This window comes from Pseudomonas sp. NPDC078700 (assembly GCF_044542375.1).
GTDB lineage: Bacteria > Pseudomonadota > Gammaproteobacteria > Pseudomonadales > Pseudomonadaceae > Aquipseudomonas.
In genome coordinates, this window is sequence record NZ_JBITUI010000002.1 from 276,297 (window position 1) to 290,763 (window position 14,467).

12 protein-coding genes are annotated in these 14,467 nt (G+C 52.1%); 6 read left to right on the forward strand and 6 right to left on the reverse strand.

Going from position 1 to position 14,467, the window contains the following annotated elements:
• The first annotated feature begins 110 nt into the window (after positions 1–110).
• Positions 111–1,352 (forward strand): OprD family porin, encoded by a 1,242-nt coding sequence (locus ACIGCM_RS07135; protein WP_397501349.1) that lies wholly within the window; start codon positions 111–113, stop codon positions 1,350–1,352.
• Between the two features lie 84 nt (positions 1,353–1,436).
• Complete coding sequence (locus tag ACIGCM_RS07140; RefSeq protein WP_397501350.1) at positions 1,437–3,035, forward strand: argininosuccinate lyase; 1,599 nt, start codon at positions 1,437–1,439, stop codon at positions 3,033–3,035.
• Positions 3,036–3,123: 88 nt separating this feature from the next.
• Here ACIGCM_RS07140 and ACIGCM_RS07145 read toward each other — a convergent pair whose 3' ends face one another.
• Positions 3,124–4,335, reverse strand: a complete 1,212-nt coding sequence (locus ACIGCM_RS07145; RefSeq protein WP_397501351.1) for a cation:dicarboxylate symporter family transporter — start codon at positions 4,333–4,335, stop codon at positions 3,124–3,126.
• Between the two features lie 135 nt (positions 4,336–4,470).
• Between ACIGCM_RS07145 and ACIGCM_RS07150 the strand changes: the two genes are divergently transcribed.
• Complete coding sequence (locus ACIGCM_RS07150) at positions 4,471–5,451, forward strand: LysR substrate-binding domain-containing protein (RefSeq protein WP_397501352.1); 981 nt, start codon at positions 4,471–4,473, stop codon at positions 5,449–5,451.
• Positions 5,452–5,468: 17 nt separating this feature from the next.
• Here ACIGCM_RS07150 and ACIGCM_RS07155 read toward each other — a convergent pair whose 3' ends face one another.
• From ACIGCM_RS07155 to ACIGCM_RS07165, 3 genes are all read right to left on the reverse strand, one after another.
• Entirely contained in the window at positions 5,469–6,608 is a 1,140-nt protein-coding gene (locus ACIGCM_RS07155; protein WP_397501353.1) for a glycerate kinase, read from the reverse strand.
• Positions 6,609–6,719: 111 nt separating this feature from the next.
• A complete protein-coding gene (locus ACIGCM_RS07160; protein ID WP_397501354.1) occupies positions 6,720–7,820 on the reverse strand; it encodes a sugar diacid recognition domain-containing protein in 1,101 nt (366 codons plus the stop codon).
• Positions 7,821–7,987: 167 nt separating this feature from the next.
• Positions 7,988–8,917 carry a LysR family transcriptional regulator gene (locus tag ACIGCM_RS07165; RefSeq protein ID WP_397501355.1) on the reverse strand — a complete coding sequence of 310 codons (930 nt, stop codon included), beginning with the start codon at positions 8,915–8,917 and terminating at the stop codon, positions 7,988–7,990.
• A 121-nt stretch (positions 8,918–9,038) separates the two neighbouring features.
• On the opposite strand from ACIGCM_RS07165, the gene ACIGCM_RS07170 reads away from it, so the two are divergent.
• From ACIGCM_RS07170 to ACIGCM_RS07180, 3 genes are all read left to right on the forward strand, one after another.
• Positions 9,039–10,097, forward strand: a complete 1,059-nt coding sequence (locus ACIGCM_RS07170) for a tartrate dehydrogenase (protein ID WP_397501356.1) — start codon at positions 9,039–9,041, stop codon at positions 10,095–10,097.
• A 231-nt stretch (positions 10,098–10,328) separates the two neighbouring features.
• Positions 10,329–11,600 (forward strand): SLC13 family permease, encoded by a 1,272-nt coding sequence (locus ACIGCM_RS07175; protein ID WP_397501357.1) that lies wholly within the window; start codon positions 10,329–10,331, stop codon positions 11,598–11,600.
• Between the two features lie 276 nt (positions 11,601–11,876).
• The gene (locus ACIGCM_RS07180; protein WP_397501358.1) at positions 11,877–13,505 is read left to right on the forward strand and encodes a methyl-accepting chemotaxis protein; all 1,629 of its coding nucleotides are present in this window, start codon (positions 11,877–11,879) and stop codon (positions 13,503–13,505) included.
• Between the two features lie 345 nt (positions 13,506–13,850).
• Here the strand turns inward: ACIGCM_RS07180 and ACIGCM_RS07185 are convergent, their stop codons facing one another.
• Positions 13,851–14,054, reverse strand: a complete 204-nt coding sequence (locus ACIGCM_RS07185; protein WP_397501359.1) for a helix-turn-helix transcriptional regulator — start codon at positions 14,052–14,054, stop codon at positions 13,851–13,853.
• Entirely contained in the window at positions 14,051–14,425 is a 375-nt protein-coding gene (locus tag ACIGCM_RS07190; protein WP_397501360.1) for a hypothetical protein, read from the reverse strand. Before ACIGCM_RS07190 ends, ACIGCM_RS07185 begins: the two co-directional genes overlap by 4 nt.
• Positions 14,426–14,467 lie beyond the last annotated feature (42 nt).

Sequence of the window (14,467 nt, forward strand, 5' to 3'; positions counted from 1 at the left end):
GAGTTGATATTTTACATATATTTTTAATATCGATTGATTGCCTCTAGCATCTCGTTCGCTGTCACTTGCCTGGCAGCTCAAATAAAAACAATCAAGAACGAGGCAACACCATGACGAGATGCCAATCGCGTTTGCAAACCGCGCTCGCCGCCAGTACGGCCTTTGCGATTCCACTGACTGCCAATGCCGCTTTCTTTGAAGACAGCAAAGCCTCCGTTGAACTGCGCAATTTTTATCTCAACAGTGATTACCACCAGCCTGATGCCAGTCAGTCCTTGCGTGACGAGTGGGCTCAAGGGTTTATCCTTAACTACAGCTCGGGGTTTACCGAAGGCACCGTGGGGTTTGGCGTTGACGCCATTGGTTTGCTTGGGCTCAAGCTGGATTCCGGGCCGGACCGACAGAACACCGGCTTGCTACCTGTGGGCGATGACAAAGCCCCCGATGATTACAGCAAACTAGGTGCAGCGGCTAAAGCTCGCATCTCCAAGAGCGTGTTGCGTGTAGGTACCTTGATCCCGAAATTGCCCACTGTGTTGCCCAACGATTCGCGACTGTTACCCCAGACATTCCAAGGTGCACAGGTGCAGTCCAAAGAGATCGACAACTTGACTGTGGATCTCGGTCGCCTGACACAAAACAGTCTGCGTAACTCCAGTGCTAATGATGACATGACCGTCGCCGGTAAGGGCATCAAGGGTGGGCAAGACAGTGACGAGTTCAACTTTGCGGGTGCCAATTACAAGTGGGGCAAAAACCTGACCACGGGCTACAACTATGCCCACATGGACAAAAACTACCGCCAGCATATTGCCAATATTAAATACACATACCCCCTCAGCGATGACCAGTCTGTCGAGACCGATATTCGCTATGCCTACTCCAGCAATGACGGCAACACCAACGTTGATAACAAGGCCTTCGGCGCTAAGTTGATATACAACCTTGGCGGTCACTCTTTCGGCGTTAACTATCAGGAAATGAATGGTAAAACCGGATTTCCGCATATCGATGGAACCAATTCATATCTGGTCAACTACGTGATGATTTCTGCTGACTTCGCCAGCCCCGAAGAGCGCTCCTGGCAGGCGCGCTATGACTACAACTTCGCTGCAGTTGGCATTCCCGGTCTGACCTTTATGACTCGCTATACCAGTGGCGACAACTTCGTTCGCTCACCGGGCCGAGAGGGCAAAGAGTGGGAACGCAATACTGATATTGGCTATGTCGTGCAGAGCGGCCCACTCAAAGATTTCGGCATCAAGTGGCGCAACGGCACTTACCGCAGCAACGGCGGCAACGACATTGACCAGAACCGTTTGATATTCAGTTACACCCTCGCACTCCTTTAGACCGCGCTTGTATTGACTCCGTTTTTTAAACGCCGCCAGTCAACTGGCGCTGATCAAAGCTGATTTTTCCGGAAGGAACGCACCATGAAATTCAGAAAGAATCTGATTCACCTTGCTATCGCCTATTCGCTTTTCTTCTCATACGGCGCTCAAGCTGCCAATACCGCTGACCTGCCTTGCCGGACCACCGCTGAGTGTGCGGCGCAAGCCGAGAAAATCGGCGCAACCGTGGATAAGCACAGTGCTAAGGGTGGTGCCTATGAAGAGCAGTTCAGTTGGATGAACCGCATCAACAAGGCCTCGATTGTGATGCTCACTGAAGAAGGTATTGTCACCCCAGCGCTTGGGCATAAGATTGCCGGTGGTGTGCAGCATGTGATTGATCAAGCCAAGCAGCCCAACGGTAAGCGGCCGAGCGATGTGCTGCAGGTTGAAAAGATCATGGTCGATAAAATCGGCCCTGAGGCCTCACTGATTCACTCCGGGCGTAGCCGTCAGGATATGTACGCCACCTATCGTTTGGCGGTACTGCGTGCTCAAGTCTTGGACTACAGCGATGCCTTGAACAAGGTGCGCGAGCGGATACTGAAAATCGCTGAGAAGAATGTCGATACCTTGGTCCCGGCCTACACCAACGGCGTGCAGGCGATGCCCATTAGCTATGCGCATTACTTGCTGGCATTTGAGGCCTCGTTTGAGCGCGATGCGCAACGTATTCACGAACTTTATGCGCGTTTGAATCTAAGCCCGATGGGCACCGCGGTATTGGCCAACTCGGGTTGGCCTTTGAACCGTGAGCGTCTTGCCGATCTCCTGGGCTTTGATGGGCTGCGTGAAAACTCCCTTGATGCGGGGCAGGTTTCGACCTATGACATTCCCTTGGAAGCGGCCGGCATTGCGTCATCCTCAGCGATCCGTGTGGGTGCCATGATTGGTGATATCCACACCCAATATCATCAAACGCGGCCTTGGTTGCTGCTTGATGAAGGCTCAACCTACACCAGCAGCGCAATGCCGCAAAAACGTAATCCAGGTTTGCTGATGCGCACCCGCGAATCTGCATCAGATGTGGTCGGCTTGGCTAACGCCACGACTATTCGTGCGCACAACGTGACCACGGGTATGACTGACTATAAAGCCGCATTCGACTCGCTCGGTTTATTTACCTCCGCGGTGCAGATGTACAAGCGTTTGGACAGCGTTCTGGCTGCGCTGGTGATTAATCCTGAGCGTGCAATGGAAGAACTGGATGCCGACTGGACCACGTCAATGGAGTTGGCCGATACCCTTGAGCGTGAATACAAGGTGCCGTTCCGCATTGGCCACAGTTTTGCTTCGCTGATTGTCGAAGAAGCGCGCCAAGAGGGTTATTACCCGAAAAACTTCCCTTACGACGATGCGCAAAAACTCTTTACCAAAGCGGCCAAAAAGTACAAGTGGGAGCTGGAAAAGTTGCCTCTGGATGAAGCCGCTTTCCGTGCGACTTTGTCGCCGCGCGCTATGGTTGAATCACGTAAAGGCACAGGTGGTCCTCAGCCCGCAGAAGTTAAACGCATGCTGGCTGAATCACAGAAAACCCTTAAGGCTGATCGCGCTTGGATGAAGGATCATCGTCAACATCTACTGGATGCCGATGCCGCATTGGACAAGGCGTTTGCCAAGCTGGTTAACGCGGCTAACTAAGCGGCCAGCTAAACCATTGTGCGACCGGCCAAGTGCCGGTCGCTTTTTTATACGTCGTCTACGCCGCACTAACTACATTGCCAAGCCACTAGCTCAGTACCTGCGCAAGCTTTTGTCGATCCAACTCGTTGTGCCAACTGGCTATCGCCAAACAGGCTACACAATTGCCCAGCACATTGGTCAGTGATCGGCACTTCATCATGCGTTCTACACCAATCAGGATACCAATGCTTTCAAGCGGCAGTATCTGCAGCACGCTGAGGGTTGCGGTCAGGGTAATAAAGGCCGAACCCGCGACAGATGTTGCGCTAATTGAGGTCAGCAAACTGACCAGCAGGATACTTAGGAGCAGTTGCCAACTGAGTTCGATATGCACGATTTGCGCGAGAAATATCACGGCGACTATCAGGTAAATATTCGAGCCATTGAGATTAAAGCTATAGCCGGTCGTGAGCGTGAGGCGCGCAAGTTTGCTGTTGCATCCTGCGGCCTCCAGTTTGTCAATTAAACGCGGGAGCGCCGCCACGGAAGAGCCTGTGGATGCGACCAGAAAGAGCTCCTCTTTGATATAGCCAACGAGCCTCCACATGCTGACACCGCTGAATTTAAGCGCCAGTGCCAGAACCACAAGTACATAAACCAGGCTTGCGGCATAGGCTGTAGCGACGAATTTTGCCAGCGGAATTGTTGCAGCGGTGCCGTATACGCTGATGGTAAATGCAATGGCGCCAAAAGCAGCCAGAGGGGCAAAGCGAATAATAAATTGCATCAGCCGAAATACCAGGCCAACAGAGTCATCGAGTGCCTGCCTGAGCCGAAAGCCCTTATCGCCTGAAAGCCCCAGCGCTAGCCCTACAACCAAGGCCGCGAGTAGTACTTTGAAGATAATACTGTGACCGAATGCGGCTGCGAGTAAGTTCGGGATTTGCGTTATAGAGACGCTGTCTATCGCTGTTGCAGTTGGCAGACTGCCTTCATCCGCCATTGGCATATCAGCGCCAGGCCGCAGTAGCAGGGCGACCGATAAGCCACAAACAAGCGAAAGCAGCGACATCAACTGCCAGTAACCGAGTGTCGTCAGGCTAAGCCTCAGGCTGGCGCTGTAACCACGCAAGCCTGCAACGCTTGAAGCGATAAGGACGAACATCACGATTGGCGTGATTAACCGCACGGCGGCAATGAACAGATCACTGAATGCTTTCATTTCGATCGCAAGGGAGGGCTTGTAGACACCCAAAAAACTGCCAAGCAACACCGCTAGCATCAATTGAGTAAGACCTGATCGAGCGACTCTGAACATCAGTACTTCTTAATTATTATTAGTTTTAAAACCCGCCTCGCACGGAGCTCCCTATCCTATCCCATCACTGGCGGATTCGGTATGGTGTGGCGCACATGCAGCGCAGCAACTCACTCGACACTTGGTGAACTGGTCATGGAATTGCGTCATCTTCGTTACTTCGTCATGGTCGCCGAGGAGCAACACTTCACGCGCGCCGCTGCCCGGCTGAACATGCAGCAGCCACCGTTGAGCCAACAGGTCCGCGCATTGGAGCAGGAGCTGGGATTTGACCTCTTCGTGCGCCATCCCAAGGGCGTGGTTTTAACTGCTGGCGGCAAGGTTTTTCTGAATGAGGCCAAAGAGATTCTGCGTAAAGTCGAGCTCGGCTCACTCAAGGCTGCACGCACCGCGCAGGGTATCGAGGGCACGCTGAGTGTCGGTTTCACCAGTTCGGCAGCGTCACATCCGCTGATCCCGCAGATTATCCGCAGTTATCGAGAACGCTATCCGGGGGTTGATATCCGTTTGCATGAAGGTAACGCCAGCGAACTCACTGATAACGTCATGGCTGAGCATACCGATATAGGTATTGTTCGTGCTCCGGTGGCGCATCCCAAGGCTGCTGAGTATCACCGTTTGCTCAATGAAGAGTTATTGCTCGCGCTGCCGACGGGCCACCCACTGCTCAACGGGCGACAGCCTGCAAATGAAATCAGTGTGTCGTTAGGTGAGTTGGTTAACGAGCGCTTTATTCTGGTTCGTCGCCCGGGGGCTCCCGGTATGTACGCCAACCTTGTACAGGCCTGTCGTAATGCTGGTTTTGAACCGACTATCGCCTTTGAAGTCGAGCGGATGCTGACTAACGTCAGCCTGGTGGCTGCCGGTGCAGGTGTCTCGGTGGTGCCTGCTTCCATGCAGGGTTTTCATGAGGGCAGTGTGGTCTATTGTCGAATTCATGACGCCAAGCCCCGACTGGTCGCGCCTATTACATTGCTGTGCCGCAGTTTCAACCAGTCGCCGCCCATCACTAACTTTATTGAATTGGCCCAACAACTCAGCAGCCAATACCGTAAGCGCCCAGCAGGCGGAGCGCGGAGTCAGGTTAATGCATCGCGCGCAGAGCCTACCCAGTAAGCTCCGCTGCAGCGTTACTAAAATCGCCCTGAGAGCTTGAGCACCCGAGCTATATCCCGCGCGCGCTCGCGCAACAGTTGCGGTGCCTGGCTGCAAGCTTCTGCCAGGGACATGGGCCCCGATGTGATCGAAAATGCGGCTTCGAAACCTTGAGCGTAAATGTCGGCATAGCCTGCTCCAAGGGTGCCTGCCAGTACGATTACGGGGACCTGTTGCTGGCGTGCAACGCGCGCTACACCCAGTGGGGTTTTGCCATGCAGGGTTTGAGCATCAAAGCGGCCTTCGCCCGTGATAACCAGGTCGGCACCGACAACATGCTCAGCGAGCTTGGTCAGTTGCGCCACCACCTCTATACCGGGCCTGAACCTGGCCTTGAGCAAGGCCCGGGCTGCAAAGCCAATACCACCTGCTGCACCGCTGCCGGGGAAGTCGCGATGGTCTTCGCCAAGATGGGCCTCGATACAATCTGCAAAATGCGCGAGGGCATGATCAAGGCTTTGAATCTGCTCATCACTGGCACCTTTTTGGCCGCCGAAAATATATGACGCACCCTTGGGGCCGCAGAGTGGGTTATCGACATCGGCTGCCAGCTCGAAACTCACCTCAGACAAGCGAGCGTCCAGGCTTTGCAGGTCAATTTTCTGCAACGATGCGAGGGCTAATCCACCCGGTGCAAGCGCTACGCCTTGGGCATCAAGCAAGCGTGCACCCAGTGCTTCCAGCATGCCGGCACCCGCATCATTGGTCGCACTACCGCCCACAGTGAGAATGATGTGTTGAGCGCCTAGATCAAGCGCTTCGCTAATCAGCTCACCGGTGCCTCTGGTTGTGGTGATGCAGGCATTGCGCTGGTCTACGGGAACCAGTTGCAGGCCACTGGCTTCTGCCATTTCGATAATCGCCGTATGCATCTCTGGCAGCCAACCCCAGCGCGCCTCAACGCTATTGCCCAAGGGACCGGTCACGGAACTGATGCGAAGTTCCCCTTGCATGGCCGCAAGAATGGCATCAACTGTACCTTCGCCACCGTCGGCCATGGGGCATTTGACCAGTTCGGCGTCAGGGTAGACTTCTTGCAGACCAAGCTCGATAGCCGCGGCAACTTCGGCGGCGCTGAGGCTGTCTTTGAAGGAATCGGGGGCGATTATTATTTTCATGGGTAACTCCAACTCAGGCGAGCCGCCATGCTGCCACGCATGCAAGGGCGTCGCTTTGGTAAAGTGTACAAATGAGTTGCAAGTTATCTGTGCAACTGGACAAGTAGTTGGTTACTGATCGCAGCGCAGCAGCTCAACGCCCAGGTAGAGCTCGACCAACTCGCTCAAGCGATTCACATCCTTGCCGCTCAATTCGGCAATGCGCTCCAACCGGTAACGCAAGCTATTGCGATGGATGCCCAGGGCATCTGCACAGGCCTGGGGTTGGCCATCGTGTTCACACCAACTGCGCAGGGTCAGCAGCAGTTGGCCATTGCTGTCCTTGGCCTGAATGCAGCGCAATGGTGCTAGCAAAGCTGCCACTACATCATCGTCACGACGTGCCCAGAGCAGGGTTTGCAAGCGATATTGGTCAAGGGTCAGCAGCTGTGCTGCGGGTTTTATCGTCTGGCCGTAATCAAGTAAGTTGATGACGTGCTGGCAGCCTTCACGCAGGTGTCGAAGGTCTTGCGCTGAAGCCCCTGCAACCAGTCGGGCGACATGCCAGTCTTGTGCGTTCAACCGGTCGATCAACCCTGGCAACTCGACCTTTAAACTGGCAGGGCAGCACCATAACAACGTACAAGGAGAAAGCGTGGTGCACCAACTGTCGGGGTAACGAGTGCGCAGGTATTCGGTTTTAGCCTGAATATCGGCCTCATCGCCAGCCTCAATGATATAGGGTGTGCGTGACAGGTTGGGTTTGAGCCCAAGCTGATGGGCTTCCTCAACTTGGCGCTTGCTGCCGCCATCCTCTGCAAGCAGGGCTGCGATCAGGTCATCACAACGCTGGCGACGCCATTGTCGCTCTGTTTGCATGTGGCTCTGATCAACCAGCATCTCTGCCGTCATACGAACCAGTTGAGCAAAGGTGCGCAACTCAAGCGGATTACCCGAAAGGCCCAGCACGCCAATTAATTGGTCATCATGCATCAGCGGTAAATTAATACCTTGCTGCACGCCTTTGAGGCTCAAGGCGGCTTGCTCATCAATCTCAACAATACGTTTGTTGGTCAGAACCAACTGTGCGCCTTCATGCCGCGTATTGATTCGATCCGCTTCCCCACTGCCTAAAATCAGACCTTGGCTGTCCATGACATTGACGTTGCACGGCAGTATTGCCATCGCGCGATCAACAATGTCTTGGGCAAGTTCGTGGTTAAGTTCAAACATAGTGCGGTCTTCCAGTGCGGCGTTCTGGTTTAAGCATATTCACAGATTTAGCCGTGGCGCGCTTGTTCAAAAAGACAATGATTTGTTTTTTTATTGTGAGCTTGACCAATTCACCGTGCTTTTAGCCGCTCAGGTGTATGTCATTAAAACGGGGGTTGGTTTGGAGGTTAGTCGGTTGCTTCCATACCAACATTGGGTTCTAGGTGGTCAATGTGCTTAAAGCGCTCAACCAAAAAATCAATGAAATGACGGATTTTTGCAGATAACTGATGCTGCTCAGAGTAGATCGCGTAGACGTCTGCGGGGGCGGGTTGCAGGTCATCCAGAACTAAGCGTAATCGTCCACTGCGGACATATCGGGCAATGTCCCACTCGGCTCGCAGCAGAATGCCACGTCCCTCGAGTGCCCAATTCAACACTACCTCACCATCGTTGCAGCTCAGATTACTGCGTACTTTGACTCCCCGCGTACGTGAGCCTTCGACAAAATCCCACACACCATGTGTACCGTCGTTCTGCCGTAGAAAAATACAGTTGTGATTGGCAAGGTCATGAAGTCTCTCTGGTGTACCGAAACGTTCCAGATAGAGCGGCGAAGCGCATAGCATTCTGCGGTTACTGGCGATTCTTCTCGCGTGAAATCCGGCATCCGGCAAGGCACCAAAACGGATAACAATATCCAATCCGTTAGCAGCCAAATCCATTGGTCTATCTGACAAGATCAACTGTGCTTCAACGTCTGGGTATCGATCAATAAACGCAGCCAAGGCCGGACCAATATAGCGCCGCCCAAAGCCCATCGATGCATTGACTCGCAGCAGCCCTTTAGGCTGGCGACGACTGCTGGTTACCAGTTCTTCTACCGCATCAATATCGCCAATGATCCGGCTGGCGTGACGAAAATAGATTTCACCTTCGGGCGTCAAGCTCAGTGAGCGTGTCGTGCGATTGACCAGTCGTACGCCTAAGCGCTGCTCAAGCGCAGCCAAACGTTTACTCACGGCAGACGGTGTGATTCCCAGCTCACGGGCAGCTGCTGCAAGGTTTCCTTGCAATGCAAGGACGTGAAAAAACGTTAGATCTTGAGGTCGGCTCATTATTAACCTGAATTCACTAAAGTAGTTATTTTAACTCAATCTATTCGTTTATTTCACCACATATACTCGGGCCATCACTGTCTGGCGGGCTACCCGCTAAAAACAAAAAACGGAGCGCTTTATGAACACTTACAAGATTGCTGCTATTCCAGGTGATGGAATCGGAACCGAAGTTATTGCTGCGGGTTTAGAAGTGTTACAAGGGCTTTCGAATCGCCTAGGGGGCTTCAAGTTTGATGTCACTCATTACCCATGGGACTCTGAGTATTATCTCAAGCATGGTTACTATATTCCTGAAGGCGGCTTGGCTGAGATCAAGCAATCTGATGCTATTTTCTTTGGCGCTGTAGGCAGTCAGAAAGTACCGGATCATATTTCCCTTTGGGGTCTCCGCTTGCCGATATGCCAGGGCTTTGATCAATATGCAAATGTTCGTCCTGCTCGGGTTCTGCCTGGGGTAAAAAGCCCACTGACTAATGGCCAAGCTATTGACTGGGTTATCGTGCGTGAGAACTCAGAGGGTGAGTATTCAGGTAGCGGTGGTCGTGTACACCAAGGTCTGCCGATCGAAGTTGCAACTGAAGTGTCAACTTTCACCCGCGTTGGTGTAGAGCGCATCCACCGTTTTGCTTTCGAACTGGCCCGCAGTCGTCCAGCCAAACACCTGACCCTGGTAACCAAATCTAATGCTCAGCGGCACGGCATGGTGCTGTGGGATGAAGTCTTTGCTGAGGTTGCCAAGGATTTCCCTGACGTTCGCACCACGCGTGAATTAGTCGATGCGGTCACGACCACCATGGTACTCAAGCCAGAGCGTTTGGATGTGGTCGTTGCCACTAATCTTCACGCCGACATTTTGTCTGATTTGGCAGCAGCGCTCTCTGGAAGTTTAGGCATTGCACCGACCGCGAACCTCAACCCAGATAGAACGTTCCCATCCATGTTTGAGCCTATCCATGGCTCGGCATTTGATATCACGGGTAAAGGTGTCGCTAATCCAATTGCCACGTTCTGGACCGCAGCCATGATGCTTGATCATCTGGGTGAAAAAGCTGCAAGCGAGCACCTTATGCGTGCGATTGAGGATGTCACTGCAAGTGGTTTGCACACACCAGACCTCGGGGGTACAGCCACCACCCGTCAAGTGACTGATGCAGTTCTTGAAGTCATTAATCGTTAAGACACGCCTAAAAGTACCGGCATGTCTGTCGGTACTTTCTATGTGTTGTTAACAACCGTTGCATCTTGTCGGTGTAGCGATGTGTTAACGCTGTGAATCTGCAGAAGAAATAAAGACCGAAATACCGTAGCCGGGGTTTTATTGCTCCGCCTGTTAGCTGCCTTGAGCAGCGAGCAGACATTCCTAAACAAAAATAATATATGGAGCCTCCCGACTCAGGGAGTGAATTGCATGAGCCACATAGAAATTACGTTGCTTTTCTTGCTATTCGCCACAGTTATGTTCGTCTGGGAGCGAATCCCTCTCGCACTCACCTCTATCATCGTTTGTTTGGGCCTTGTTCTGACTGGCGTACTTGATGCAAAAAGTGCCTTCAACGGGTTCATCAACACAAACGTTATCCTTTTTGTTGCAATGTTCATCGTCGGCGGCGCTTTATTTCAGACGGGTATGGCCAACAATATTGGTGGCCTGGTGACTCGATTTGCCAAGACTGAGCGCCAGTTAATTGTGGCGGTTATGGTTATAGTCGGGCTGCTCTCTGGCGTACTTTCCAATACCGGTACTGCAGCGGTGCTGATCCCTGTTGTTATTGGTATCGCCTCAAAATCAGGGTTCGCGCGTTCGCGTTTGTTGATGCCTCTCGTCTTTGCTGCTGCGATGGGTGGCAATCTCTCACTTATCGGTGCCCCCGGTAATTTAATTGCACAAAGTGCGCTGCAAAAGGTGGGTTTAGAGTTTTCATTTTTTGAGTACGCAAAAATCGGCCTTCCGCTGCTCGTTTGTGGAATTATTTATTTCGCTTTTTTCGGCTACCGTCTTTTGCCAGAAGCGAATGGCAGCGACAGCAGAACGGCTGAGCATGCCTCACCCGATTTCTCGATGGTTCCAAAATGGAAGCAAGTCACTTCCTTGGTGGTGATGATAGGCACCATTCTAGGTATGGTATTTGAAAGCGTAATCGGTATCCCGCTGCACATCACTGCATGTATTGGTGCGGCGGTTTTAGTCTTAGTCGGCGTATTAACAGAGAGGCAGGCTTACCAATCCATCGATACCCAAACCATATTCATATTTGGTGGAACATTGGCATTGGCAGGTGCGTTGGATAAGACAGGGGCTGGGGCAGAAACCGCTAGCTATATCATGGGTATGCTCGGTGAAAATGCATCACCGATTGTGCTTCTAGTTACCATATTCTCTATATCCTGTGCGCTCACCAATTTCATGTCTAACACTGCTACAACGGCACTTTTGGTTCCGATAGGTATGTCCATTGCGACCAACCTTGGTGCCGATCCAAGAGCAGTTCTCATGTGTATCGTAATTGGTGGCTCTTGCGCTTATGCGACGCCAATCGGTATGCCTGCAAACCTGATGGTGCTCTCTGCGGGAGGGTATAAATTCTTCGACTACGTAAAGTGTGGTTTGCCACTTATTTTGGTAGCTGGCGCTATATCGATACCTCTTTTGTTGATCTTTTTCCCATTTTTCCCGAGTTAATCATTGCGATTAGGCTCAAGTTTTCGGCTGTTATCTAGTGTCCTCTTGCCTGTGTATGAATGCGCAGGAGGGCCATCTCAACAATCCTCCAGCCCCAACATTTAAGGCGGTCTGCGGTGTTGAACTGCAATCGAATTATTGTGCCCGACGCTTTCTCAAGGTAGGGCAGATAGAGAGAGCCAACTTTTGTTGGGGGAGGCGTGGTTAAACCTGTTGTGGCGTCAAGTTTTCCGGGTGCATAGCGATAGGTAAGTATCAACCATGGAGGGTACCCTGATGCTATTACGAAAACTGAATTTGGCGCCTCGCGCAGCGCTTTGCTTTGGCTTTTTTTGTCTAATGATTGTCTGCGTCGGTCTGCTTTCGCTGCGTCAAGCAGACAAACTTAATGATTCAGAGACTTATGTAGAAGTTAACGTGGTCGGCACCATCAGGTTGGTTGGTGACCTGAGTAAAGAGTTTGTGGGGATCCGTCGCAACAGTGCTCTGGTAAGAAATCCGATTGAGTCTGAAGAGCGCCGCGCTCAAGCACGTAACGACATCTTGCAAGCTAGACCAAGAATAGAAAACCTTATCAAGGCCCTGGAAAGCTTAATCGTCACTCAAGATGGCCGGATGGCTTACGACGCGTTTGTCGAGGCGCGCAACGCCTATATCACCGTCCAAAACCAATACTTGGAAATTATTGCATCCGCAAACCTGGAAGAAGCGGTTCATTTCGCCGGTGACGAGATGAAGCCCGCTACTGGGCTGGTTCAAGAGACGCTGACTAAACTGACTGAAATCAATGAAGAAAAAGCCGCAGAAGCCGGCGTAGAGGCTGATGAGGTGTATAGGCAAACTCACCTTGTGGTCTGGACTTCGGTTGCAATAAGTTTTGTCGCGTCCTTGCTGCTTGCCTTACTTTTCACCCGCAGCATAACCGCGCCGATTGGTGCTTCACTGGCCATCGCTGAACGCATTGCAAAAAACGATTTGAGCCAGGATATCAAGATCGAAGGCTCTGATGAGGCCGCGCGGTTGGTCGCAGCACTTGCCGCCATGCAGAACCAACTACGAGATGCCCTTACATTGATTGGCGACTCATCCACTAAGTTGGCCGCGACCTCGGAAGAAATGCATGCTGTGACCGAGGATGCTGCGCAGACTATTCAACGCCAAGGCCACGAAATAGAAATGGCAGCAACTGCGGTGACTGAAATGAGTGCTGCCGTTGAAGAGGTTGCCAATAATGCCACTTCGACTTCGCAGATGACCGCGCAGTCCAGTGAGGCTGCTGCCGATGGCAGGACCCAAGTGGATGAAACCGTTAACGCGATTAACCTGATGGTTGCCAGTGTCGAGACAACTTCAAGTGAGGTGCAAGCACTGGTTGTGATGGCGACCGACATTAGCAAAGTGCTTGACGTGATAAGAGCAATTGCCGAGCAAACAAACTTGCTTGCATTGAACGCTGCGATTGAAGCCGCAAGGGCCGGTGAAGCAGGCCGCGGTTTTGCCGTGGTCGCCGATGAGGTTCGGGCGCTGGCCTATCGCACACAGCAGTCCACTCAAGAAATCGAACAAATGGTCAGTTCGATTCAGGCAGGCACGAGTAATGCTGTTGCCTCAATGAGCCAAACCAGCGTGCAGGCGCAGAGAACGCTTGAACTGGCTTACAGCGCCGGTAAGGCGTTGGTGGAAATTACCGAGTCATTAACCCAGATAAATGAGCGCAACTTTATGATGGCCACGGCTGCGGAAGAGCAGGCACAGGTATCCCGTGAAGTTGACCGGAATCTGGTGAGTATCCGTGACTTATCCAGCGAGACATCGGAAGGCGCGAGCCAGACCGCACTGGCCACCGCCGAACTATCAACCTTGGCCTCTGACCTGAATCAGTTAACCGGTCGATTTAAAGTCTGAGGAGCGCGTAAGTTCATTTCAGCATGATGTAGTTGACCAGCCCAGAAGAACGCTCATTCTGATGGACTTGGCTACTCGAGGTTTTGGGCTGTGGCGCGAGCAAGATCTCTGTGGGAGTAATCAGTCACACGGGACCGTGTGACTGATTTACCTATCAGGGTTTCACTCTATGCAGATCACTTAAAGATGACCTGCTTGCCATTGTGCTTCCCGGCTGTCGAGCGCTTGGGCGATGTCCGCAATGCAAGGCGACATTCCCAACGGTTTATTCTCAAGCCTCTTCAAACAGCTTTTTAGGGCGAGTATCTGCGTTTATTCGAAGTCTGTTATGAATATAAAGTCGTTTTATGAATCTGTGATCTCATCATCAAAGATGCTTTCAATGGGCTGCTGAAAAATACGTGCTATTTGAAATGCCAAAGGCAGGCTTGGGTCGTACCGGCCATTTTCTATCGCATTGATGGTTTGTCGTGAAACATTCAACCGGGTGGCCAAATCCTGTTGGGACCATTTGAGTTGGGCGCGCAGCTCTTTCAGATTATTTTTCATTGATAGCGAGTTCTTGCTATCAGCAGTCCAATCATCCACATCACCGCCATGACTGGCCAAACCCAAAGCCAAGGGATGTGTGGAGCGCCAATATTTTCCAGAAAACCATAGCTGAAGGTCAGTAATGCTGAGGCGGCAAAAGCAAAACCAAGCGCTTCAAATTGAATCCGCAGATGCATTTCATCCAGCCGCCGGAGTTGCCGAACAATCGCCCAGCACATCAAACCTGCTGGAATGACTGGGGCGAGGGTGATAACCACACGCAAGAACAGTCCTGAGTCCTGATGCTGTATGAGCAGTAACAGTGACGCTGTCAGTACCAGCATATAGAGGGCTAGCGCCGCACCTAGCTCGTAAAAATATGACTTCATTGCATGCACCTCATGTAAAGGTAGCTTTACTTTGGCATGAGG